The 22,241-nt window shown below is 43.2% G+C and carries 15 protein-coding genes; 9 read left to right on the forward strand and 6 right to left on the reverse strand.

Annotation, left to right across the window (positions count from 1 at the left end; translation table 11 throughout):
* Nucleotides 1–113: 113 nt before the first annotated feature.
* Both AMBT_RS03280 and AMBT_RS03285 read right to left on the reverse strand, forming a co-directional pair.
* Nucleotides 114–1,676, reverse strand: coding sequence for a PepSY-associated TM helix domain-containing protein (locus AMBT_RS03280; protein ID WP_013783160.1), 1,563 nt, complete (start codon nt 1,674–1,676; stop codon nt 114–116).
* 5 nt (nt 1,677–1,681) lie between these two features.
* A complete protein-coding gene (locus AMBT_RS03285; protein ID WP_013783161.1) occupies nt 1,682–2,263 on the reverse strand; it encodes a hypothetical protein in 582 nt (193 codons plus the stop codon).
* 362 nt (nt 2,264–2,625) lie between these two features.
* On the opposite strand from AMBT_RS03285, the gene AMBT_RS03290 reads away from it, so the two are divergent.
* From AMBT_RS03290 to AMBT_RS03300, 3 genes are all read left to right on the forward strand, one after another.
* The gene (locus tag AMBT_RS03290) at nt 2,626–3,360 is read left to right on the forward strand and encodes an SDR family oxidoreductase (RefSeq protein ID WP_013783162.1); all 735 of its coding nucleotides are present in this window, start codon (nt 2,626–2,628) and stop codon (nt 3,358–3,360) included.
* 121 nt (nt 3,361–3,481) lie between these two features.
* Nucleotides 3,482–5,647, forward strand: coding sequence for a TonB-dependent siderophore receptor (locus tag AMBT_RS03295; protein WP_013783163.1), 2,166 nt, complete (start codon nt 3,482–3,484; stop codon nt 5,645–5,647).
* Nucleotides 5,648–6,156: 509 nt separating this feature from the next.
* The gene (locus tag AMBT_RS03300) at nt 6,157–8,169 is read left to right on the forward strand and encodes a TonB-dependent receptor (protein WP_148259156.1); all 2,013 of its coding nucleotides are present in this window, start codon (nt 6,157–6,159) and stop codon (nt 8,167–8,169) included.
* Between the two features lie 275 nt (nt 8,170–8,444).
* Here the strand turns inward: AMBT_RS03300 and AMBT_RS03305 are convergent, their stop codons facing one another.
* On the reverse strand, nt 8,445–9,500 hold the full coding sequence (locus tag AMBT_RS03305) for a hypothetical protein (RefSeq protein WP_013783165.1): 1,056 nt from the start codon (nt 9,498–9,500) through the stop codon (nt 8,445–8,447).
* Nucleotides 9,501–9,841: 341 nt separating this feature from the next.
* Here AMBT_RS03305 and AMBT_RS03310 point away from each other — a divergent pair, with 341 nt between their 5' ends.
* A complete protein-coding gene (locus AMBT_RS03310; RefSeq protein ID WP_013783166.1) occupies nt 9,842–10,357 on the forward strand; it encodes an Mpo1 family 2-hydroxy fatty acid dioxygenase in 516 nt (171 codons plus the stop codon).
* Nucleotides 10,358–10,558: 201 nt separating this feature from the next.
* Here AMBT_RS03310 and AMBT_RS03315 read toward each other — a convergent pair whose 3' ends face one another.
* A complete protein-coding gene (locus AMBT_RS03315; protein ID WP_013783167.1) occupies nt 10,559–11,215 on the reverse strand; it encodes a crotonase/enoyl-CoA hydratase family protein in 657 nt (218 codons plus the stop codon).
* 384 nt (nt 11,216–11,599) lie between these two features.
* Between AMBT_RS03315 and AMBT_RS03320 the strand changes: the two genes are divergently transcribed.
* Entirely contained in the window at nt 11,600–12,196 is a 597-nt protein-coding gene (locus AMBT_RS03320) for an ECF-type sigma factor (RefSeq protein WP_013783168.1), read from the forward strand.
* Nucleotides 12,197–12,241: 45 nt separating this feature from the next.
* On the forward strand, nt 12,242–15,571 hold the full coding sequence (locus AMBT_RS03325) for a serine/threonine-protein kinase (protein ID WP_013783169.1): 3,330 nt from the start codon (nt 12,242–12,244) through the stop codon (nt 15,569–15,571).
* Between the two features lie 65 nt (nt 15,572–15,636).
* Here the strand turns inward: AMBT_RS03325 and AMBT_RS03330 are convergent, their stop codons facing one another.
* The gene (locus AMBT_RS03330; protein WP_013783170.1) at nt 15,637–16,035 is read right to left on the reverse strand and encodes a helix-turn-helix transcriptional regulator; all 399 of its coding nucleotides are present in this window, start codon (nt 16,033–16,035) and stop codon (nt 15,637–15,639) included.
* A 275-nt stretch (nt 16,036–16,310) separates the two neighbouring features.
* On the opposite strand from AMBT_RS03330, the gene AMBT_RS03335 reads away from it, so the two are divergent.
* The 3 genes from AMBT_RS03335 to AMBT_RS03345 all read left to right on the forward strand — a co-directional run bounded on the left by AMBT_RS03335 (nt 16,311) and on the right by AMBT_RS03345 (nt 20,395).
* The gene (locus AMBT_RS03335; protein WP_013783171.1) at nt 16,311–19,613 is read left to right on the forward strand and encodes a PKD domain-containing protein; all 3,303 of its coding nucleotides are present in this window, start codon (nt 16,311–16,313) and stop codon (nt 19,611–19,613) included.
* A gap of 177 nt (nt 19,614–19,790) precedes the next feature.
* The gene (locus AMBT_RS03340) at nt 19,791–20,087 is read left to right on the forward strand and encodes a hypothetical protein (protein WP_013783172.1); all 297 of its coding nucleotides are present in this window, start codon (nt 19,791–19,793) and stop codon (nt 20,085–20,087) included.
* Nucleotides 20,088–20,095: 8 nt separating this feature from the next.
* Entirely contained in the window at nt 20,096–20,395 is a 300-nt protein-coding gene (locus tag AMBT_RS03345; protein ID WP_013783173.1) for a hypothetical protein, read from the forward strand.
* 71 nt (nt 20,396–20,466) lie between these two features.
* Here AMBT_RS03345 and AMBT_RS03350 read toward each other — a convergent pair whose 3' ends face one another.
* The gene (locus AMBT_RS03350) at nt 20,467–22,128 is read right to left on the reverse strand and encodes an NAD(P)/FAD-dependent oxidoreductase (protein WP_013783174.1); all 1,662 of its coding nucleotides are present in this window, start codon (nt 22,126–22,128) and stop codon (nt 20,467–20,469) included.
* Nucleotides 22,129–22,241 lie beyond the last annotated feature (113 nt).

Genomic DNA, 22,241 nt, shown 5'->3' on the forward strand with positions numbered 1-22,241 from the left:
TAAATTAAAAGTGCGGTTTAAAGTGAGTAGATTGCGCCAACGGCTAGCGCAACTACCTACACTGTGAAAATACTCATTCCATTTTCATTGTTCCTAGATATCTTGCTATCTGATTAAGCCCACACCGAATCGATAGGAATAGCCGAACGGCGTTTTTCCAAATGACGTGCGGTAAATAAGAATGCGAGCAATATGATTGCTGACACTAAGCAAACTCCGATATCAATGCTTGAAGATAAGCTACTGCTGCTGAAATAAAGGGTAATGCCCATGGTGGTAAGGAGTTGCAAACACGAGAGATATAATGAATGAATAGCGGCTTTTATTGGTGGCATCATGAAGCTGTAGATCACAGGCGTGAAAAAGCCGATGTAATAGGCGATAAGCTGATAAGTACGAATGTTTGGATTATCGATAGAGAACACTTTCGCTGCCAGCAATGACAGAATGATTCCCACAACCGTACCTGCACACACTCCAATGGTTAGCCTAGCCATAATACGAACCGAGCGTTTTTGCTCTACTGGCGCATTATTTTGTAGCTGTTTTTTACGCCGAGACTCTACCCAAACCACGTTGCCAGTTAAAAATAGCAGTGCGCCGCTTAAGCCCATAGCAAAATATACCCAGTGTACAAACGAACCACCAAATCCTCCAAAATGCAGGGTAAAGAAACTATTCACTACCTTGCCTGGCACGCCAGAAATAGACGGCAGCATAGCGGTATAACCTGAAGAGGCCGTGTAAGGATCGGTAACCCAGAAAGCGTAATCAGGCCCACGTATAATTTCCCCCACTAATTCTCCACCAACTAGCACCCTTGCACGGGGTGTCCCTAGGCCTGTAAAGCGGAGTTCTGCAATCTCAAACTCGGGTTCAATGTCGGTAATTTCTTTAGTTAATTGCTCTATAGAAATCAGCCTTTCAATGCTTCTATCCATATCTGTCGGTGCCGGTCGATTGAACATCGGGCTGTCTTTATAAATCCACTGTTGCATGCTGCCATATAGAATATCGTGGTAAGCAAACACGATTGTGGTGATGGCAATGATAATGTGGAAAGGGAGGGCGCTAACGCCCAAGATATTATGAAAATCTACCCAAAAACGCTTTCCGCTTTTCTTCTTACGCAAGCTAAATAAGTCTTTAAACCACGTAGGCAAGAAAATAATTAAACCTGACACTATGGCCACAAAGTACAAGATACACACGAACCCCATCACGAAGATGCCTAGCGCATCATGCTCGTCGCCTCCAGGAATGCCGGCGGTACGGTGTATATGATCGAGAAAATCACCAATAGCTGAAATGTGAGTTTGTTCGCTTACCAATTTCCCTGCGCTGTCTAATGAGGCATGCCAAAAAGTGTGCGAATGCGTGTCATCGTCTTCAATAGTCCAAGTAACGGGGGCATGATTTGGCTGGGCAGACGGTAAATAAACCGTCATTTCTTTGCTAGCTTCGGGGTGAGTCTGTAAAACGGTTTTAATTAAGCTGTCGTATTGGTTTAGCTCAATAGCAGGAAGCGCATTTTTTTCATGCATGGCCCATACATTCAATGGCGCCTTGAACATGGTTAGGGCCCCAGCCACAAAACAAATGAAAAGCAGCAGGCCTGAAATAATACCGGTCCAAATGTGTACTTGCTGATAACTTTTATAATTCTGTAATTTCATTGGTGTTACCCCTGAACCTGTAAAACGGCGAATTCAATCAGTGTGATAAGCGAGAGCATAACCAGTGGTGGCCAAGGCTTTTTAGCAAAAAAGATGAGGCTTAACGGGGTTAACCAAAAAGGGACTATCAGCCACATTAAAAATTGGCTCTTCACATCAAGAGGTGTATTGGAAAGAAAAAATTGACTAATTAAACCGCTAGTGAACAGCGCAAAGGGAAAACTAATCAGTGTTGCACCTATCGTTTTTAACCACCAGTGCGGCTTAAACGTACTGTAACTTTCATCCCTGGTGAGCCCTGTACCACGAGAGCGTACAGATTTAAGTGGCACCGCGTAACGGGTAAAGAAGGGGATAGTTCCCAACAGCAGCATACACAGTGTGATAACGGTATAGATGGCGGCTGGTAATGAAAACGTCGAGCTGAATATTACCGTGCTTAAGACCAATAGCGTCAATGCAATTAACAGTGCGGTGTTAAATGATAATGGCTTTTTCTTAAACCATTGTTGGTTTGGACAGCCCGCGTAAAACACTAGAGTAGCCAGTAAACAGACGATTGCGCCTATAAATATTGCCGAGTTCACCTTTATTGCTCCTTGCAAATAGGGCCGTGACTTATGCGCGTTTTTTGCACAAAACAGTTTAAAGTTGCAGTAGACTAAAGTTTAACTTTCTCCAATGCAAATAAAAATGATTTTTATTTGTAAATTTACATTTTTAGATCATAAATCAAAAAAGTAATACAAAATCAATTGCTAAAGCTCAGCTTAAAAACACATCGCCAATCACCTTAGGCAAGATTTCACAAACCAAAATCAATCTTTCTGCCTTTGGTGTGGGTATGAATTTGTAACTAGGATTGCTCCGTAGTCAATGCAGCAATAATTAACCCAACAATTGAACCCGTATTGGCTAAGGATTTAAACAATTAAACAGCAGGTGGCATATGAAAAATGTAAGAGTAGCCTTGGTAACAGGTGGCGCGAAAGGCATTGGCGCAAGCATCGTTGAAACGTTGGCGGCGAATAGTTTTGCCGTGGTAGTTAATTATGCCAGTAGTAGTGATGCTGCAAACGAACTTGTTGAACAGATTAAAAGCAAAGGTGGACAAGCGATTGCGGTAAAAGCTGATGTGTCGAAAAACACTCAGGCACAAAGCTTGTTTGAAGCAGCGTTACAAGAATTTGGTAAGGTAGATGTACTGGTGAACAATGCGGGCGTGATGGCGCTTTCACCGTTAGCCGATACGAGCGATGAAGATTTTAACAAACAGTTCGACGTTAACATGAAAGGTGTATTTAACATGCTCCGGTTAGCATCGACCCAACTTCATGAAGGCGGAAGTATCATTAACCTTTCCACCAGTGTAGTGGGGCTTAAATTAGAGCGCTATGGTGTGTATGCCGCGACTAAGTCAGCGGTAGAGACCATGTCCGCTATCTTGTCAAAAGAGCTAAGAGGTAAAAATATTTCGGTGAACTGTGTCGCGCCAGGGCCTACGGAAACAGACCTGTTTACCGAGGGGAAATCTCAAGAATTCATCGATAAACTTGCCAATATGAGCCCTATGGAAAGGCTAGGGCAGCCTGAAGACATTGCTAATGTAGTTGGCTTTTTAGCTAGCGATGAAGGGCATTGGGTAAATGGGCAAGTATTGCGGGCTAACGGTGGGATTGTTTAACGTATCGCGACATTTATTTTAATGAAAGTAAAGTTCTCAGCGCTTAATTGAAAATGATTCTCATTTGAGTTGGGGTGTGCGCTAGATTTTTAGCCCTTTGTACTTTAGTGGAATATAAATAATGTCGCGCAACGCTACCTCACTTGGAATTTTTCTTTCTGGCTTATCTGGTGTTGTTTCTCTAGGGCTTAGTTCTGTCGTTCATGCTCAAGCCGCAGTTTCAGCGCAAGAAGTTGAAACTGACACGGTAGAGCGTGTTGAGGTAAAGGGCAGGGCGCAGCAGTTTTATTTAGATACCAAAACTAAAATTGGTACCAAAACCGATGCCGATCTCATCGATATTCCCATGTCTGCACAAGTTCTAAGTGCGCAACTTATTGCTGACCAAGCTGCGCGTGATATTACTGACTTATATCGCTCTATCGCTGGTGTCAGCGAGTACAGCTATTCAGGCGTGACATTTCGCGGCTTTCGAGATGAAGACAACGTATTTTATGATGGGGTAAGGGGCGATCCTTACTCAGGTTTCAGTGTACCTGACTTATTTAATGTGGCCAGAGTAGAAGTGCTGAAAGGCCCTGCGGCAGCATTATACGGTGGTGGAGAGCCTGGTGGCATGATTAATTACGTCACCAAAAAACCTACGTTCACCCAGAATAAAGAAATTACCCTAACAGGTGGAAACTATGACCTTCGTGGTATTTCAGGTGAAGCTACAGGTGGGCTAAGCGAAGATGTAGCCTATCGAATTGGTGGTTTTTATGAAGCCCAAGATAGCTTTAGAAATAATGCGGATATGGAAAATATCGAACTTACTGGCGGCTTGCTTTACGATGCTAGCGACAATACCCGTTTAACCACTACCTTCGATTACATTGTACAAAACCTAGGTGGCCACCGACTGCGTGGCGTGCCGGTAGATGACGAGGGAAATTTCCTTGTTGATTTAACCTATAACGCGAACGAAGAAAGTGACTTTCAAGATATGGAGGCATTCGTCTTTCAAACCCAGCTAGCACACACCTTCAGCGACACATTCAAGGTTAGTTCTACCCTTCGCTATTTAACGAACGAGCGAGATCAGGCTTATCACGAGTCACGAAGTTGGGTTGATGTTAACGGCGACGGCGAAGCTAATATTGATGACCAGACTATTCAACGTGAATATCGCGACCAATACCGTGCTAATGATGAAGTTAGCTTAACCACCGACTTTGTTTACGATTTCAACGCAGCGGGTATAGAACATCAATTCCTATTTGGTGGCGATTGGCACTATATGGACACAGAGTACGATTACTTGCGTGCTCGCTATGAGGCTGACGGTGTTGCCAATCTTAATATTTTCACCTTAAATTATGGTGAAACAGACCCAAGTACTTATAACCTGACAGACCTAGAAAGAGACGGCATACGTCGTAATCGCCAAGGGTTGTATGTTCAGGATATGGTGAACTTAACAGATAATATTATTGTGATGGCTGGCGCGCGCTTCGATAGATTTGACGAGCGAGATAAAGAAACTGGCACCGAATACGATGATTCAGACGTTACGTATCGTGCTGGAATTACGTACAAGCCTTTTGACGCCATGTCGGTGTACGCCAACTATTCAGAAAGCTTTAACCCCGTTGACGCCACTGACCAAGCTGATGCCAATGTTACTGCCCTTGAACCTGTTAGCGGCGATGCCATTGAGTTCGGTGTGAAAAACGAGTGGTTAAACGGCAGCATTATGACCACATTAGCCGTGTACCACATTAGTAAAGAAAACTTAGTGTATAGCAACCCAGACTATATCGAAGGTGTGAATGACGATAGCGAATCGGCGCTCATCAACTTTGGGGTGGTGGAAAGTGACGGTGCTGAATTTACCTTGGTAGGTGATATAAGCGACACCATCAGCGTGACTGCAAATTACGCGTATAACGATACTATTGTAGTTGACGGTAGCTCAAGTAACACGTTTGGTGCGGGCGATAGATTTGTGAACGCGCCACGTCATCAAGCAGGCTTATGGACAAGGTATGCCATTAATAGTATCGACTCTTCGATTGCTTTTGGGGTGAATTACGTGAGTGAGCAAATAAGTGCAGATGCGCAAAAGGTAAAACCTTTCACTGTGTTTGATGCAAGCTGGACGACACGATGGGACGCGGTTTTACTTAGCGTAAACGTGAATAACGTGTTTGATAAAGAATATGCAGTAAGCGGATTTAGCGAAAGGAATGGCCACTTCCCGGGGCAGCCTCGCGAAATTATCGCCCAGCTTCAATATAACTTTTAAATAATGTTCAGCCGGTTTACATGGTTATCCATTCACAGTCGGGTGGGGGTTAAGCTTTCCATCCTTCTGTATGAAAAATAGAGTATATCCACGCGCCTATCCACTCTTGATTCAGTGCAGGAGTTATTTACCGTGATAAGGATAACTTACGGCACCGCTTGTTTCTTCATCCCAAAACAGGTGGGTATTTAGATGGGGGGGAGCTGGTCCCTACACCTATATATCTTTTGGCATTGAGTAAAGGCTCCCTTCTCTGCACGTTCCTAATACAGAAATTAGTTTTCCTTACAAAAAATCCTGAATGTGAATGTTTATCATTTGTGTTTGTGGTAGCATCCGTTTTTTTGAAAGCTATTGTCAGTATTTTGTAAAGGAACACATTCATGCAACGCAGCCGCACGTCAGTAAAAGTTCGTTTAGGCCTTAAGTTAGGCAAAAGTTTGGGTCTAGGCTTGGGCCTCAGCGTTGGGGGCATTGTATTATCGAATGCGGCCTACGCAGAGGAAACAATGACAAGCGAAAGCGAAGTAGAAGTTATCAATGTAAAAGGTACCTATTTCAACGACTATAAGGTAGGCGATGCTTCTGGCGCCATGCGTGCAAATGTTTCGTTGCTTGAGACGTCTCAAGCGGTAACGGTCATTCCTGAAACTATTATCGATGAGCAACTTGCTACCACGTTGGGCGAAGTACTCAATAACGATGCAAGTTTGTCGCCGGGCTCTAAACAGCGAAACCGTGAAGTGTTTAGTTCACGAGGCTTTGAATTAAGCTCATCTACTGGTTATTTGCGCGATGGGCATCAGCATTGGTCGCACTACCAACAGCCTATAGAAACGCTTTCAAGAGTAGAGGTCATTAAAGGCCCATCTAGTATTTTATATGGTCAGTCTGCACCTGGTGGGCTTATTAATATGGTAACCAAGCAACCTACCGCGTCTCGCTTATTGGAAGTCAGTGCAGACACCGACCAATATGGTTCTACGCGATTTATGCTAGATGCTGGTGGTGAGATTACTGAAGACACCGGCTATCGCGCGGTATTGGTAAAGCAGGATGTTAATTTTGATCGCGAATATCAAAATGGCGAAACAAGAGAGCGTGATCGTTTCCTTGGTTCATTGGTGCTAGAGCATAAAATTAATGACAGCTTAATAGTGAATGCTTATTACGATTGCACTAACGATAAAGCGGGTTTAGATACAGGCGCATGGTTAGATGAAGATGCTAATGTAATTAGCAATAGAAATACCATTAACGATTTTTCTTGGGCGTTCACGGATATCCACGTTGAGAACAAAGGCGTTAAGTTAACTTATTTCATGAACCCAGAGTGGCAAGTGAAGGTGGGGTACAATGAGCAATCGTTTGAAAGACAACGTTTTGAATCATCGCCTCGTCTTCCTTCTGATTATGAAATTGGTAACAGCTATACCTCTAATCCTTACGATCGTTCAGACGATTGGCAGTTCAAAACCGCATTTATAGATATTAATGGTGAAGTATCGTTTGGTGGTATCGAGCACAATATTCTGATTGGTGCGAACGCACTAGATTATTACTACGGTCAACTTATCGAAAGAGGGGATTCAATCACTTACACCGTAGGGCAACCCGAACCGGCCAAACCAGATTTAAATTTCAATAATGATGAAACGTTAAGTACCACTGAATACGATTATTACGGTGTTTATTTTCAAGATTTGATGACCTTTAATGACCAATGGCAAGTTGCTATTGGCGGGCGCTTCGATAAGCAGAGCCGTGAAGGTGCTGACAACGAATCTTTATTACCAAAAGTTGGCGTGTTGTATCACCCAGCTGAAAACAGCACGGTATATGTGAACTACTCAGAAGGGTTTGAGCCTCAATCAAGTGAAACCATTGAAGACGAACTCGACCAAAACTTCGGTATGGAATTAGATGCAACTACGTCTAAGCAAGTAGAGTTAGGGGCTAAGTGGGAAGTATCAGACCGACTACTCGTGAGTGGTGCTCTTTTCAACATTGAAAAAACTGGCACCTTGATTTCTGAGCAGCTGTTAAATGACCCCTTGTATACTACTGTAACTACGCAATCTGGTAAGCAAACTCACCAAGGTGTAGAGCTTGCAGCACAAGGTGCAGTTACTGATAAGTGGTTTGTGATGACATCAATGATGTACTTAGATGCTGAGTATGAAAAAGATGAGAACTTTGAAGGCAATACGCCAGTTGATGCGCCTAAATGGTCAGCGTCGTTATGGAGCCGCTACGAAGTTACTGAAAAATTAGCATTGAATGCGGGTATCTTTTACCAGGGTGAACGCTATGCAGACAACGCAAATACTGTATTAAAAGACGCGTATAGTCGTGTCGATATAGGTGCTACATACCGAACTGATATTATGGGTAAACAAGTTGATGTAAGGTTAAACGTAGAAAACGTGTTTGATACTGATTACCTTGTTGGTGGCGGCATTAACAACGTTACTATTGGCGACGGTGCCACCGCACGTATAGAATTCAAGACGTCTCTGTAATAGCGGTTGGTACTGTAAAATCAGTACCTTGAAAATAAGCACGGTAGAAAACAGTACGCTAAAAACAGTACTGCAATAAAAAGCATTGCCTTAGCTTGGTTAAGCTAAGGCGATGCGTCATTCACAAACTATCTATCGCACTATTTGAGTAATAATGGGCTATGAAATACCTTTGCCCTAAATCACTTCACATTATCTTCCTTCTACAATAATCAAGGCTGCAAAGAACCTTCGTCTCTCCATCATAATTTACTGACTTTGTTCTATTGTGCTCGTCAATCTCGCGCGTATTTATCAATATTGTCACTAGTTTTTTCAGTGCTTGAATCGCCAAGTGTTAAGTATCCAGAATTCAGAGACTCCACAAGGTCATTCGGTGTATCTACACATAAATAGACTTCAGTTGGGCGTTCACAAAAGGTACCCATTAGCGTGAACCAGTAAACGGGGGCTGAAAAAGTGAGTTTAATATTCGCGGTGCCCCGACCCACTTTCAATTGCTCTTTATCGCATTCCCACTTACCTGCCTCACAGGCTTGAAGGTCAGATAAGGGGATAAAAAGCAAATTGAAAAAACTGGCATTTACAATAAGGTGATTGTTGTGACAATAAACAGAAAAATGCCTGCTAATCCGATGACTAGCCGTAACACTAATGATGCCGTAGAAAATAACTGACGCGACAATAATGGCGGCAATTTCACTCCATAATATTAACAAAGAATAAGACACACACGTCACCGCAACTAAACCTAACAATACCAATGCGAAATGCCACCGTTTGGCGCTTAGCAGCGATAGGTTAGCTAAAGTAGCGGTATGGTTTCTTGTAAACTTAGGAATGGCGTAATACCAACTCGCCGGCTCACTAGCCATTATTAAGGTAATTTCTCTTTTCTTATCGTCTGCATCAATGTTGTCAATTAGCGCGTTAATCCGTGGGTCACCTTTAAGCTTTCTTGATTTCCAAAGCATGGAAACCACGTGATAGATAACCACAAACTCAATAATAAGCAGTACGGCGATAACCGGATAGCGCACCCAGCTTAAAAATTCAAAGTAGCTAGCAAGAGAAACCGGCATTGAATAGCGGGCCACAACACTGGCGAGACTAAAGGGAATGATGATCTTCCATTTTTTCTGCTCACCGACCTTAATAACGCAGTACCAAAACAGAGCTGGTAGAACAATGAAGTAGGCAAACAGGAAGCCAGCAGAAAGTATCTGGTCGAATGAAGAATTAATAGTCTCTGGTAGTAGTATGAAGCCTAAAGCGTAGGTGGCTATAGCAAACAGTAAATAAAGTACTCTAAAGCGAACGGCCTTGCGCATGAAACATCCTTGTTGAGTTTATAACTTTATGTTTTTATTATTTAATCACTACCTTAGAAGGTAAGTTATATTACGCAATAAGGCAATTTTAAGTGATATTGGCGTAGAAGACTTTTCTTTCAATCTGAGGTTCGGCCTACTAGTACCCACCATGTGATGCACTATTTCGAAATATTCGAAGAAGATACACAAAGCAAAATAAGTGCATTAACTTCACTTGTCTAACTACGCTATCCCCTAGTTTGTTATCAATTTGAATTAATTGTCGGCTTTACGACAGTGTGAAGTGCTTTTTCTCTATAGTCTCTTTTCAGTATAAGAAAAAGTTTATAGGTAGCTAAATGAAAACGCTTGAGCAGCATCTAAGTGAGTACGCAAAATATCATAGAGATCAGCGTAATATTTTCACCCATTACATTGGTATTCCCCTTATTGTTTTTGCGTTTTTAAGCTTGTTAAGCCGCCCGGCTTTTGAAGTGACTGCGCCAGTTGTAGGGGCACTATTGCTAAGCCCTGCGTTATTCGTGTGGGTCATCGGTAATGTGTTTTATTTAAAGTTAGATGTGAAGTTAGGTCTTACCATGGTGGTGTTAACCGGGGTATTGCTTTACATCGCACAACCTTTAGCACAAAGCGCAACGTGGGTATGGCTATCTGTCTCAATTGGTATATTCGTAGGTGGTTGGATTTTACAATTTGTTGGCCATCATTTTGAAGGTAAAAAACCAGCCTTTGTAGACGATATTATGGGGCTAGCCATTGGACCGCTATTTGTGGTCGCCGAGCTTGGTTTCGAACTGGGTTTGCGAGGAGAGCTTCAAGCAAAAATTGAAGAAACCTCAGGTGCAGTGCATTAGTTACCGGTTTAGTATGTAAAACTAGAATGGCACCTCAAGGGTGCCATTTATTATTAGGCTACTTCAACCTAAATGGATTCTAGGTGTATTCTAAGCACTTCTTTGCGTACTAGTTACGTTGAATACCTAAGCGTTGAATGTCTAAATTTTGATACTTAAGTTTTGATGCTTAAGTCTCAATTCCCAAGCAGGAAGGCGAGACTAGCCGCGCATTTTAGATAGGGTTTCTTTGCGAAGTTGTAGCTTAGATTCAGCAAACGCTTTTGCAGGCAACATTTTAAGCTTTTCAGCATAGCCCATAGCGGTAGCGAGTACTTGCTCTTGCGGCACTGCAGCATCTAAATAGCCCACTTTTACCGCATCCTTCCCTTGGTATACTCGCGAAAAGAGTAACGCTTCTGTTAATGAAGTAGGGGCTAAACGTGATTTCGCCAATTCCATCCCAAACGCAGGCAATACCATACCAATAGCGGTCTCGGTTAAGCCATATTTGGTGTCGCCATCTTTACCAATACGTAAGTCAGCGGCCATCAAGAATATTGCGCCTAACGCAATACTATGTCCTTCAGCAGCAACAACAAGGGGTTTAGGGTAGCTGTACAGTCTTATAATTAAATCGGCGCCTGCTTGCACTAATTTTACTTGCTCGGTTTTGTCTTCGGCTTTCATCACTGAAAGGTCGAATCCGCCGCAAAACTTATCGGCACCGCCATACATCACTACGGCATCAGCGTTTTGCTCAGCTTCATCTAGTGCGTTATTCAATGCGTCAATAAGAGAAAAGCCTACTGCGTTTACCTTGCCGTCATCAAAGGTAATCAGTGCTACCTTGTTTTCAATTTTTAATTCGAAAGCCATTACTGCCTCTTTGTTATTAGTTCTATAGGTGGAGTTTGTTTTTAGTGGTGCAAAGAAGCAAGTTTTTTTAAGTAATGCAGGGGAGTAGTCATTGCTTATAAACGCAAAAACAGTAGTATTCTGCCGCCCGCTATATACGCTGTTTGCGTAGCTGAAATAGCCTTGAAAATTTACTATCTAAGCCCTTTACTAGGGTGAGTTCTTTTTTCAGAGTCGTGAGGGATGAGTGTAAGTGATTGTTACTAATAATAAATGATTATACAGCAGGTGGGTTTAGCCTTTTTGAATTATTAATTAAGATAAAGTGCATTTAAGCGTTGACTAATCGCCATATTATTTCTATGTTGGTCATTAAAGTGATTAGCCAATGCGCTAGGCAGCAGTATGGAAGATGTACATTTGAGGGATACAAACGGCGAATTTACCGAAGTGCTAAACGCTTGGGTAATCAATAACGATTTGAAAAGTGCCAATCAGCTCCGTAGTATCGTTTATTATCATTTAAAAGGCATGGTTAAAAAGCAGATTAGCAAAAAAGCGGAGTCTGACAATGCGCTAAGCCTGCTCGATAAACTCCCCAATACCACCTCACTTCTTCATGATGTCATTATCAAACTGACTGCGCCTGATGAAATCTTTGAGAACAGACAGCAGTTTTATGCTTCCTTGGCAGTTTTTGTTCGCTGGATGTTGCAAGATGAAATTAAGAAGCGCTCTGCTAAAAAACGCACTAATGATTTAGAAGACGTGGTGCAGATAACCGATGCTTCTATCGACTCGGGTTTATACCTTAGTTTCGACAATGCGTTATCCTCACTCGAAAATGTTTCTAAGCGTTGTTATCAAATTGCGCTTCTTCACTATTATCTTGGGCAAAATGTAGGGGAAATAACCTCTCAACTCAATTTAAGCGAGTCAACGGTTTACAACGAATTGTCGGCGGCAAAAGCTTACCTTAGGGTTCAGTGCGAAGCCGCATAGTTCACCCCGCCTTAATGTTGTTCAGTTAAACCATAAGAGCTATTCATGAAGTTTGAAAATGCCTTACTCTTTTTTCAGCACCTTATTGGGTTGGATGAAGCTAAAATGCGCGAAAATTTGTCGCAGTTATGTCCCAAAGAAGCCCCAATATTTGCTGAAACCTTGGCATTGATCGATGCACATTATGCGAATCAACAACGAAGTGGCTTCACACAGTTAGTGGGGGCTCAAGCCGATTTACTGTGTGATGATAATCACGCGAAATCCTTAGAAGGTAAACAAGTCGGCCCTTATCTGCTGAAGCAAAAGCTTGGCGAAGGCGGAATGGGCGCGGTGTATTTAGGTCAGCGAAATGATGGGTTGATAGAACAAAAAGTCGCCGTTAAGTTTGTTTTCGCATCAATTGCAGATTTAGCGGGTGATAACTTTATACAAAAAGAAGCGCAGCATTTAGCCAATTTAAACCACCCTAACATCGCTAAAATTTATACCGTCGATGTCACTGAAGAAGACGTACCTTATTTGGTGATGGAATACATTGATGGTGCTCCATTGTCTGAAGCAACGTTATCAAATAGACAGAATTTATCGCACACTACTCACGCCTACCTTTCAGTATTAATGAAACTTTGTAGTGCGCTGTTTGAAGCACATCAGTGCGGTATTATTCACGCTGACATTAAACCGTCGAATATTATTGTAGATGAACACAACCAACCAAAGTTACTCGATTTTGGTATTTCACACTCGTTAAGCCATCCAGATAACCAACAACTAACCGCCGTCAGCAACGATTATGCTAGTCCACAACAACAAAGTGGCAACCAGGCAAAAGTTACCGATGACATATATGCGCTGGGTAAAGTAATGGCGTTTATGTTTCAGCACCATATGCTCAATACTGAATTTGAGGCAGTAATTGAAAAAGCCACATCTGCCGACCCAAGGGATCGCTTTCAAAGTGCTGAGCAATTTAACGATGCACTTGAATGTTTATTCGCTAATAGGCCACTTAAGTGGTTCAAAAGTAGCAAGTCTTATTATTACAAAAAATGGTTTCAACGTTCGCCCACTACTGCAATATCTGCCGTCATTATCCCTTGTGTGCTAGCGATAGGGGCTGCTGCGCTATTCATGCAAAATAAGTCGCTAATTCAAGAATCGAGGAAAACACAGCAGACGCTTTCCTTTTACGACGAGTTATTTTTAGCGCACTCACCACAATCAGAAGGCGGCGGCGCATTGAGTGCCGCTGACTTTATTAATCATGGTGTTGATATCGCATTTTCGACCTCATTGAGTGATAGTGAAACCCGTGCATCAATTGTTGCCACCTTATCTCAAACGCTATTGAACTTAGGATATATAGAGAAAGCAAAGTACGTTATTGAGCGATTGGATACAGATGGTGCCAGCGGTGCATTGATGCAGGCAAAAATAGCCTATTACCGTGGTGATTTGAGCAGCGCCACCCACTGGCTTACGAAATATAATAACGATTTACCAAGTACGTTTGAAAGCGAATTCCTTAACGCTAAGGTCGACTACGCTGGCACACAAAGGCCGCAAGTGCTAGATACTCTGGCGCGTCTTCTGAATAATTTCGACAAACAAATGTTGCCGGAAGACAAGTTTAGATTGCAAAAATTTCAGTGGGAAGTTTTGCTTAAACATGCACCAGCCAAGTTACTTGATAGGGTTGAGCAGCCCTTACCAGCAGATATGCCGGCTCACCAAAAAGCATGGTTTGAAGGTATGAAATCATTAGTGCTAGCCAAAGCCGGCGAGAGGAATGGTGCCGCATCACGAATGAAATCATCGTTGGCGTTGGGTGAGCAAGCCTATAATGCAACTAATCCAGAGCTCGCGCAATTATATGGATATCTATTAGAAACCGCGTCGCTAATAGATGACCCTCTTTTGGTAGAGTTTTTATTAAGTAAGCAGCAAAGTATTTACCTTGCACTTGCTCCCTTATTTGAGGAGCGATTAATAAAAGTTTATGAGCAGCAACACAACTATTATGCCTACGGTAAAATGTATGCTCAAAGTGTGTCTTTTATTGAATCTGCGGTTGCGTTGTGCGCGCAACGCCCCCGGTGTTCTCGGTTAAAGGTGAAACAAGCGATAGCCTTGTATCTTGTCAATGATTTCACAAGCGCGCTATCGGTTATCAAGTCAGCGGAAATAAAAACATTGAGAAATAATGACGGCGTATCCGACGAGAATTCAACAGCCTCTCTTTCATTTTTCTCGTCGTTAGTGGCAGTGAATAGTGAGATAGGTTTGGGATTATCAGTGAAGCAAGCCGATATTTATGCATTGGCGGAAAAAGACACCTTGGGCGAGTATACCGCTTATATTATTCATACTGCTCTACGCGCCGGCTTTACTGATTTAGCGATTGAATATGGGCTCACTCATACTCAGAACGATGATATTGAAAGACATTTAGCACTGGCCTCGGCGTATGCGGTTAAAGGAGAAGCCCTAAAAGCGGAAGAAATGTTAGCAACGTCAACTTCGCTTCCCATACGCAAAGAGTATGCTGAAACGCTTGCCAGTATATTGTCCCCAAAGGTGTTAATAACACCTGATTTCAAGACTCTCGATATGATGGTGTTAGAGGGGCAAAATCGCTTAGTGAGTAATCGAAGAGTTGCTGGGGTAACCGCGCCAACCCACGGGGATAGCCTTAAAATGGGTACGCCTTTTACCTTTAAGTGGAATAAAGAGGCCCTTAAAGGCGAAAGCATTTCTTTGTATATCAATCATAAACTAAATTTTGAAGCCAAAGCGTTTGATTCATTTGAAAACATACAAGGCTTGCGCTGGCAGATGTTTGCTAAGCAAGTTCCTAATACGGGCGAAGTAGAGATAGATCCTTTCTTTCTTATGGCAAATGGCGGGCAGGGCTTTAAGGTAATGATGGTATCCGATCAAGGCTATTGGTCACTCAGTGATGGCGCATTTGGTGTACTAAATGGCACGGCGATAGATAACGGCATTACCCATACCATCAATCCTCGTTTACTCGTTGATGCTGTAAGTAAACCTGAAGCTTCTGAGGTTTATAATGTGGGCGAGCGTAATACTATTGAATGGGACAATGCCGCGTTAAAAGGTGATGCCGTAGGGATATATGTACTTCACGACAACCCTATTAATATTGGCAACGGACGCAATGCGCAGATGACTACTGTGTTGAAACGACGTTGGTATTTAGTGACAAGTAGGACACCCAACTCGGGAGAGTATGGGTTAGATCCAGCGCAATTTAATGGTCAGGGAAATGCCTATAAAATACTTATTATAAGTGATTCAGGTTATTGGGCTGTGTCCGATGAGCGATTTACAGTGGTTAATCCTCATTAAGATCATCGATAAACACCTAAGAGTAAGCTTGCTTTTAAGCCTAGCGAAGGCGCAGCGACAACTGGTTAACGGTATGCCGCAAAGGCCTTTGCATTATCGTTTTGGGTAAAAATTACGGGGCTCACACCTTCATATTTTTTGAACAAGGTAGAGAAGGTTTTGTGTTCATAGAAACCGAGCTTATCGGCTATGGTGGAAGGCCTTTCACCCACTAAGAGCAACTTCCTAGCTTCTGCAATACGCAACGTATCTATGCAAGCCTTAGGCGATTTACCGTAGTGTTTCTGGCATAAACGCCTAAGGGTCGACACGTCCATATTCAGGGCGTTGGCCATATCACTTACCCGTATATCACATATGTCGTGGCTTACCGCTCTTCTATCTATTTCACAGTTAAGCTGCTGTTCAAATTTCACCATGAACCGTATTTTTCGTTCTGCCCCATTAACCTCACACGACTTCATTGCCCTTCACCTTGTCGAAATTCGCTGTGGGGCTATTGTGTTTTTGTTCCACTTGTTGGGGTAGAAAGAAAATGCGCAGGTATTTTCCAAAAAAATTAGAATTTTTTTTGTGTTTACTATTCACGTCATGTTTTTGGTTTTGCCTGGCTTCGATTTATCAGGCTTTAGTTGCGAGCGTTCAAGTTGCGCGATTTAAGGAAGGAAAGGTGGGGGCGATCAGGATTATGCTTTTTTAGTTTAATGTTTAACCAATAAAAAGTATAAGGAAGTGTTTCATGTTTATCAGAGCAAATTATAAGAAAAGCATTATTGCTGCATCACTGGTATTAGCCTTGTCGGGTTGTAACGACGATGACAAAGGAGATGTTATTGTTAACGAAGAAGAAGCAGTTAATGAAGAGGTGGTTAATAGTCTTCCCGTCGCCCAAGCCGGCGAGGATGCCACCGTTGACGAAAATACGCAGGTAACACTTACCGGTAGTGGTGTAGATGATGATGGTACTATTGTATCTTACCGCTGGGTACAAACCGAAGGCGTAGAGGTCACGTTAACAAATGCAGACCAAGCTTCTGCTGAATTTACGGCTCCAGATGTGAAACCTTCCGAAATACTCACGTTCGAACTTAACGTTACTGATGATGCTGGGGCAACTGCCACAGATAGTGTGTCTGTTACCGTTACTCACATCAACGCATCACCGATAATCACAATCTCAGCCCAGGAAGTGGAAGAAAAAGAGGCGCACTCTATCGCCGCTGTAGCTGAAGACGACGGTGAAATTACCAACTATTTGTGGGTGCAAACGGGGGGCGCAGATGTTGAGCTAAGTGGCACAATGACCTCAACGCTCTCTTTTACCGCGCCTTCTGTAGACAGCGATGAAACGTTGTCGTTTGCCCTTACCGTAGAAGATGATGAAGGTGAGGCGACTACCGAAACGGTTAGCGTTAATGTACTTCAGAAAAGTGAATCGTTAACCCTAGTAGGGCTAGTGACTGATTCGCCTATTATTGATGCAAACCTTGTGATTAATGTAGGCGATGAGCAACAAGAAGTGACGGCTGGTAGCGATGGAAGTTATTCCGTTACATTAAATGTAGATGATGATGCAACGGATAAAATGGTGTCTATTGTAGCCAGTGGCGTAGGGTCGCAAACGCAAGCGAAACTTATGTCAGTGCTAGGTTCGTTTGAAGCGCTCAATGAAGCCTCTAACGGTGACGGCGAGGTGATCAAAGATGATTTTTTCGGCGTGAATGTGACCAACGTTACCACTGCAAACGCCGGCTTAATGCAGCGAGAAAACCTGGGCGATCCCATCGTTGATGACGCAACGTTAGCGGCATTGAATCTTCGGGTTTCACAGCAAGAGAAGTTCGCGTTGGCAACCGCGATAAAAGTGGCGATAGACAAAGCGGGCGACGATGCTAGTTTAGCGTTGCCTGACGGTATAGCTGACACGTTAGCACTAGTCCAAAACCCAGAAGCTTCCGCTACCTATATCGAGACTGTTGAAAATACCGAAGCGTATGAGTCAGCCTACGAAGAAATTATAGCAGACCCAGAGTTAGTAGAGAGTGACTTAGACGCATCGGCTACTACCTATTTCCTGCTTGATTACTATAACCCACTCATTTCAGATCCAGGTAAAAAGCTCACCTTAACCAGTGACACGACAGCAACTTTCAGTACTTATTTAGGCACGTTTGAAGCTGAGAAATTTAGTGATGACAATGAAATAACATTAGAGTTTGAATATGGAGAGTATCATTTTACTCAAAATGAATATCTAAACTTTGATGGGATTATTCAGCAAGTTGAAGTTGAATATGCTTACCATGAAATGACATTTTTGCCGCTAAATGAGCAAGATGGGGTAGTGACATTTGAAATGAAGCTGCTCTACTCAAAGTATTACCTCAATGGTGAATTGGAAGATATTCACAATATTCTTGACGACCCTACGCAAGTTACTGCGATTGCGTTAAATAATGCTATTGAAATTGCCATTGATAGTGCCGATAACAAAGCGCTATCACTGCCTATCACCTCTTCGCTATTTGATACTGATGACAGTAATTTATTTACCTACAATTGGGCCTCAGACACGTTCGAATTCAACCAAGACGGAACGGGTAGTACACGTGTTGTAGATAATGATTTTACATGGATGAAGCAACCTTACGCGTTGAACCCTGACATTAACGAACTCGTCATTACATTTGATGATGGAACAACACTGTCTTATGTACAACTAACCGACTCAAGCGACAATAACCTTTATGCAGTTAGCGGGATCTCCTCAGATGGGCAGAATGAGTCATTTAAGGTCGACGCAGGCGGTGCGGTAACCGCAGAAGATAAGTTCGACGTAGCGTCAGTGCCAGGTATATACACCTACGCCTTTGATGGCGATAGTCTCAATGAATTTTGGTGGGAGCTTTGGCCAAACGGAAAGGCGTACACCATTGAAGTTGCTGATAATAACGGCGACGGTAACATTACCACGGAAGAAATTTTGGTAATGTATGGGAATTGGTCCGTGGAAGCGAATGGAGAATTACAAATAAATCGCTACCGTTCAACCGATTATAGTTGGCCCGGTTGTTTTAATGAATCAGCCGATTGCTATTTGTACAACAGTCGTACATGGTCGATATTTGCTCAAGTTGGCGATGCTTACCATATTACTAATCTGCACGAGTTCGACTTCAGTCAGCAAGATGGAAGAGGCGGCTTCGATGGCATAGTCGACTACTTTGTTCAGGATAATCGCCGCGTGTCGAAACAGGCGAATCGTCCTGTAACCGCAACGCTGCCTGAGCACCCACATTTACCCGCGCTGCCGCCTCAAGCGTTTGTCAATTTAGTGACGCCCTCAGACTACTTAGGTACAACGTTATATGGTGTCGAGCAAAACGGGTTGTACACAGTAGACGATGCATCGATAGCGTTGAGCCTAGAAGCAGATGATACTTATGTTCGTACCTTCGAAGGATTGCCGCAGGGCAGTGAAAGTGGGAGCTATCTAGTTGCCGCAGACAACAGTATTCTATTACAAGCAAGTGATGTTGCAGCGCCCAACGGGCTTCAAGCATTTCTGTTGTCTTCTGATGGCGTCACGATAGGCGCGCATTTAGGCGCGCCAGTACCGTTTTTCGGAACTCAGCAAGCGGCTGATGATTATGAAACGGTGTTAAGAGAAGGCACATCTGTTGCGTCGTTTGATTCGTTGAAAGATAAGAGCTTAGTATTGGTAGATACTTCGCAAAGCGGTGAATGGAACACCACTTATCTACAGTTTGACGGCAGCAATGTGGTTATTTACACCGATAGCACTTACTCAGAAGTAAACGACAGCTTCGGCTATGTATTAAACGATGATGGGAGCATAGATATTGATGGTAGAGTGTATCTTGCTTTGAGTACTACTGGGTTCTCGGTTTTCGTCTCTGATGAAGGTGAGGGCGATTATATCGACTTCAACTACCTCTTTGATGATACGACAGTAGCGGCTCAGTTCGTTGAAAATGCTAATAATTTGAGAGCGACCGCAGAACAGTTGGGCGATGATTGATTGCTTAATCAAAGCCGATAAATGAAAGGGCCTAATGGCCCTTTTTTATTCATAGTGGTTAAATCTGCTCAATAACTAAGCCGAAGATCAGTATTTTACTATCTCTCCTGTTAGTAAGCTTTCCTTGCTAGGCAACACTAGCGAATTAATTGAATACCTAAAAAGGAAAGCAAGGATATGAAACAACTTACTGAATTAGAGTTAAATCAAGTAGCCGGTGGAAATTATGAGTGGGAACAAATCGGCGTTGGCATTGCCATGGTAGGGCTTGGAATTGCATTAGTATCTACCGCTGGATTGGCAACCATTCCTGTTGCCTTGGCAGGTGCAGCAACAATGGGCGAAATCGGGATAGGTGCAGCGGGTATAGGCCTAGCCGGTATGGGGGGCTTCGCCGCGGGTGGAGGCATCGGTGGCGGCTCAAACAGCTCAAACAGTACAAAAAAACCAGAATCTGAAACCGAAGACGAATAGAGTCAACTATGTATAAAGTCATTATAAGTGGAAATAATATTGATACGGTATCTGCACTAAAAGTGCTGCGTACACTGGTTGATTTACCGCTATCGAAAGTGATTCAAATGGCTAAAGCCATTAGTTCATTAGAGCGTTTTACCTTGGTAAGTGGTGTAGATGAAGTATATGCACAGCAGTTAGCGCTTGAACTTAACAATGTTCAGGTTGATGCTAAAGTCGAGCCTTGCGATACTGAAGAGCGGGTAGTAAGAATTCCGCTGGCACAGCATCGCAAGAAATGGCGTTTATTTGGTTTGCTTAAATGACTCCCTAACGGTCAGTAATAAAAACTGACCGTATTCCCCCATATAAGCAATGGAGGAAATGCTACTGGGAGTTAGGTATTAGAATCTGAAGGCACCAAAGCCAGTGCTACCGCTTCTGCAACGCGAATTCCATCAATACCTGCAGACCAAATACCACCAGCATAACCCGCACCTTCACCGGCAGGGTACAAGCCTTCAATATTCACGCTTTCGTATTGTTTATCACGTTTAATACATACAGGTGATGAAGTACGTGTTTCAACGCCTGTAAGCATACCGTCAGCTTTAGCAAAGCCTTTAATTTGACGATTGAATGCGGGAATGGCTTCGCGGATAGATTCGATAACAAAGTCGGGAACAACCTTACTTAAATCAGTCAGGGTAATACCTGGGGTATAAGAGGGCTTCACGTCGCCTAATTCTTTACTCGGCTTGCCATCTAAGAAGTCGCCAATAAGCTGCGCAGGTGCATGATAATTCTCACCGCCCACTTTAAATGCCAGCTCTTCCAATTTGCGCTGAAGATCTATGCCTGCCAAGGGGTGTGCGGGGTAGTCTTTTTCGGGCGTAATACCTACCACAATAGCACTGTTGGCATTTCGTTCATGACGAGAGTACTGGCTCATACCATTAGTAACTACGCGGCCAGGTTCAGACGCCGCTGCCACCACGGTGCCGCCCGGGCACATACAAAAGCTGTATACGGTACGTCCATTTCTACAGTGGTGAACGAGCTTGTAATCGGCTGCGCCCAAAATAGGGTTACCAGCGTTCTCACCAAATCGACAGCTGTCGATCATGCTTTGCTCGTGTTCAATTCTAAAACCAATGGAAAAAGGTTTGGCCTCTATGTATACACCTTGGTCATAAAGCGATTGAAAAGTATCGCGGGCACTATGACCAATAGCCATAATGACTTTGGTGCAGGGTAGGTAGCTGCCATCAGATAAGAATAGCCCTTTAATTTTATGGCTTTTTGAGTCTGTGCTTGCTTCATCAGCTGGTTTTGAATTCGCGCTGTCTAAATCTAAGCTTTCAACACGGGTGCTGAAACGAATTTCACCACCTAGAGAAATGATTTGCTCACGCATTTTCTCTACCATGCTCACCAGTTTGAATGTACCGATATGTGGCTTACTCACATACATGATTTCTTCAGGTGCGCCAGCAGCAACAAATTCGTTCAATACCTTGCGGCCATAGTGCTTGCGATCTTTCACCTGACTATATAGCTTACCGTCAGAAAAGGTGCCTGCGCCACCTTCGCCAAATTGTACATTCGACTCTGGGTTCAATGGTTGTTTACGCCAAAAACCAAAGGTGTCTTTGGTGCGCTCACGAACGGCTTTGCCTCGCTCAAGCACAATAGGTTTGAAGCCCATTTGGGCTAAAATAAGCGCAGCGAATAATCCACAAGGGCCAAGGCCAACAACCACTGGGCGGTCGGTTACTTCTTCCGGAGCAGTAGCGACAAACTTATAGCGCATATCAGGGGTTACCCGCACACTGGTATCTTTGGCGAATTTTTCAAGCAGCGCAGCTTCGTTTTCTAGCGTTACATCAAGGGTGTAAATAAGCTGGATGTCTCTATTATTGCGCGCATCGTAACCGCGTTTAAATACCGTGGTTTCAAGAAGCATCGATTTTGTGATTTGAAGCTTATGCAAAATTGCGTTTTCTATCGCAACTTCATCGTGATCTAGCGGTAATTTAATATCGGTTAAACGCAACATAATAATAGGTACTCTTGGCTTTGCCGGACGGCCTCTCCGTCAGGGCGCGCGTATGGTAAATCAGCAACAAGACTAATACTAGCTGCAATCACGGGTAAGCAGTGGGTTAATTA

Source organism: Alteromonas naphthalenivorans (assembly GCF_000213655.1).
Classification (GTDB): domain Bacteria; phylum Pseudomonadota; class Gammaproteobacteria; order Enterobacterales; family Alteromonadaceae; genus Alteromonas; species Alteromonas naphthalenivorans.

Bases quoted from the DNA above. Each gene is read 5' to 3' on its own strand.
- AMBT_RS03300 (WP_148259156.1), top strand. From the start codon at position 6,157: ATGACAAGCGAAAGCGAAGTAGAAGTTATCAATGTAAAAGGTACCTAT.
- AMBT_RS03350 (WP_013783174.1), bottom strand. From the start codon at position 22,128: ATGTTGCGTTTAACCGATATTAAATTACCGCTAGATCACGATGAAGTT.
- AMBT_RS03305 (WP_013783165.1), bottom strand. From the start codon at position 9,500: ATGCGCAAGGCCGTTCGCTTTAGAGTACTTTATTTACTGTTTGCTATA.
- AMBT_RS03335 (WP_013783171.1), top strand. From the start codon at position 16,311: ATGTTTATCAGAGCAAATTATAAGAAAAGCATTATTGCTGCATCACTG.
- AMBT_RS03280 (WP_013783160.1), bottom strand. From the start codon at position 1,676: ATGAAATTACAGAATTATAAAAGTTATCAGCAAGTACACATTTGGACC.
- AMBT_RS03330 (WP_013783170.1), bottom strand. From the start codon at position 16,035: ATGAAGTCGTGTGAGGTTAATGGGGCAGAACGAAAAATACGGTTCATG.
- AMBT_RS03315 (WP_013783167.1), bottom strand. From the start codon at position 11,215: ATGGCTTTCGAATTAAAAATTGAAAACAAGGTAGCACTGATTACCTTT.
- AMBT_RS03310 (WP_013783166.1), top strand. From the start codon at position 9,842: ATGAAAACGCTTGAGCAGCATCTAAGTGAGTACGCAAAATATCATAGA.
- AMBT_RS03340 (WP_013783172.1), top strand. From the start codon at position 19,791: ATGAAACAACTTACTGAATTAGAGTTAAATCAAGTAGCCGGTGGAAAT.
- AMBT_RS03295 (WP_013783163.1), top strand. From the start codon at position 3,482: ATGTCGCGCAACGCTACCTCACTTGGAATTTTTCTTTCTGGCTTATCT.
- AMBT_RS03345 (WP_013783173.1), top strand. From the start codon at position 20,096: ATGTATAAAGTCATTATAAGTGGAAATAATATTGATACGGTATCTGCA.
- AMBT_RS03320 (WP_013783168.1), top strand. From the start codon at position 11,600: ATGGAAGATGTACATTTGAGGGATACAAACGGCGAATTTACCGAAGTG.
- AMBT_RS03325 (WP_013783169.1), top strand. From the start codon at position 12,242: ATGAAGTTTGAAAATGCCTTACTCTTTTTTCAGCACCTTATTGGGTTG.
- AMBT_RS03290 (WP_013783162.1), top strand. From the start codon at position 2,626: ATGAAAAATGTAAGAGTAGCCTTGGTAACAGGTGGCGCGAAAGGCATT.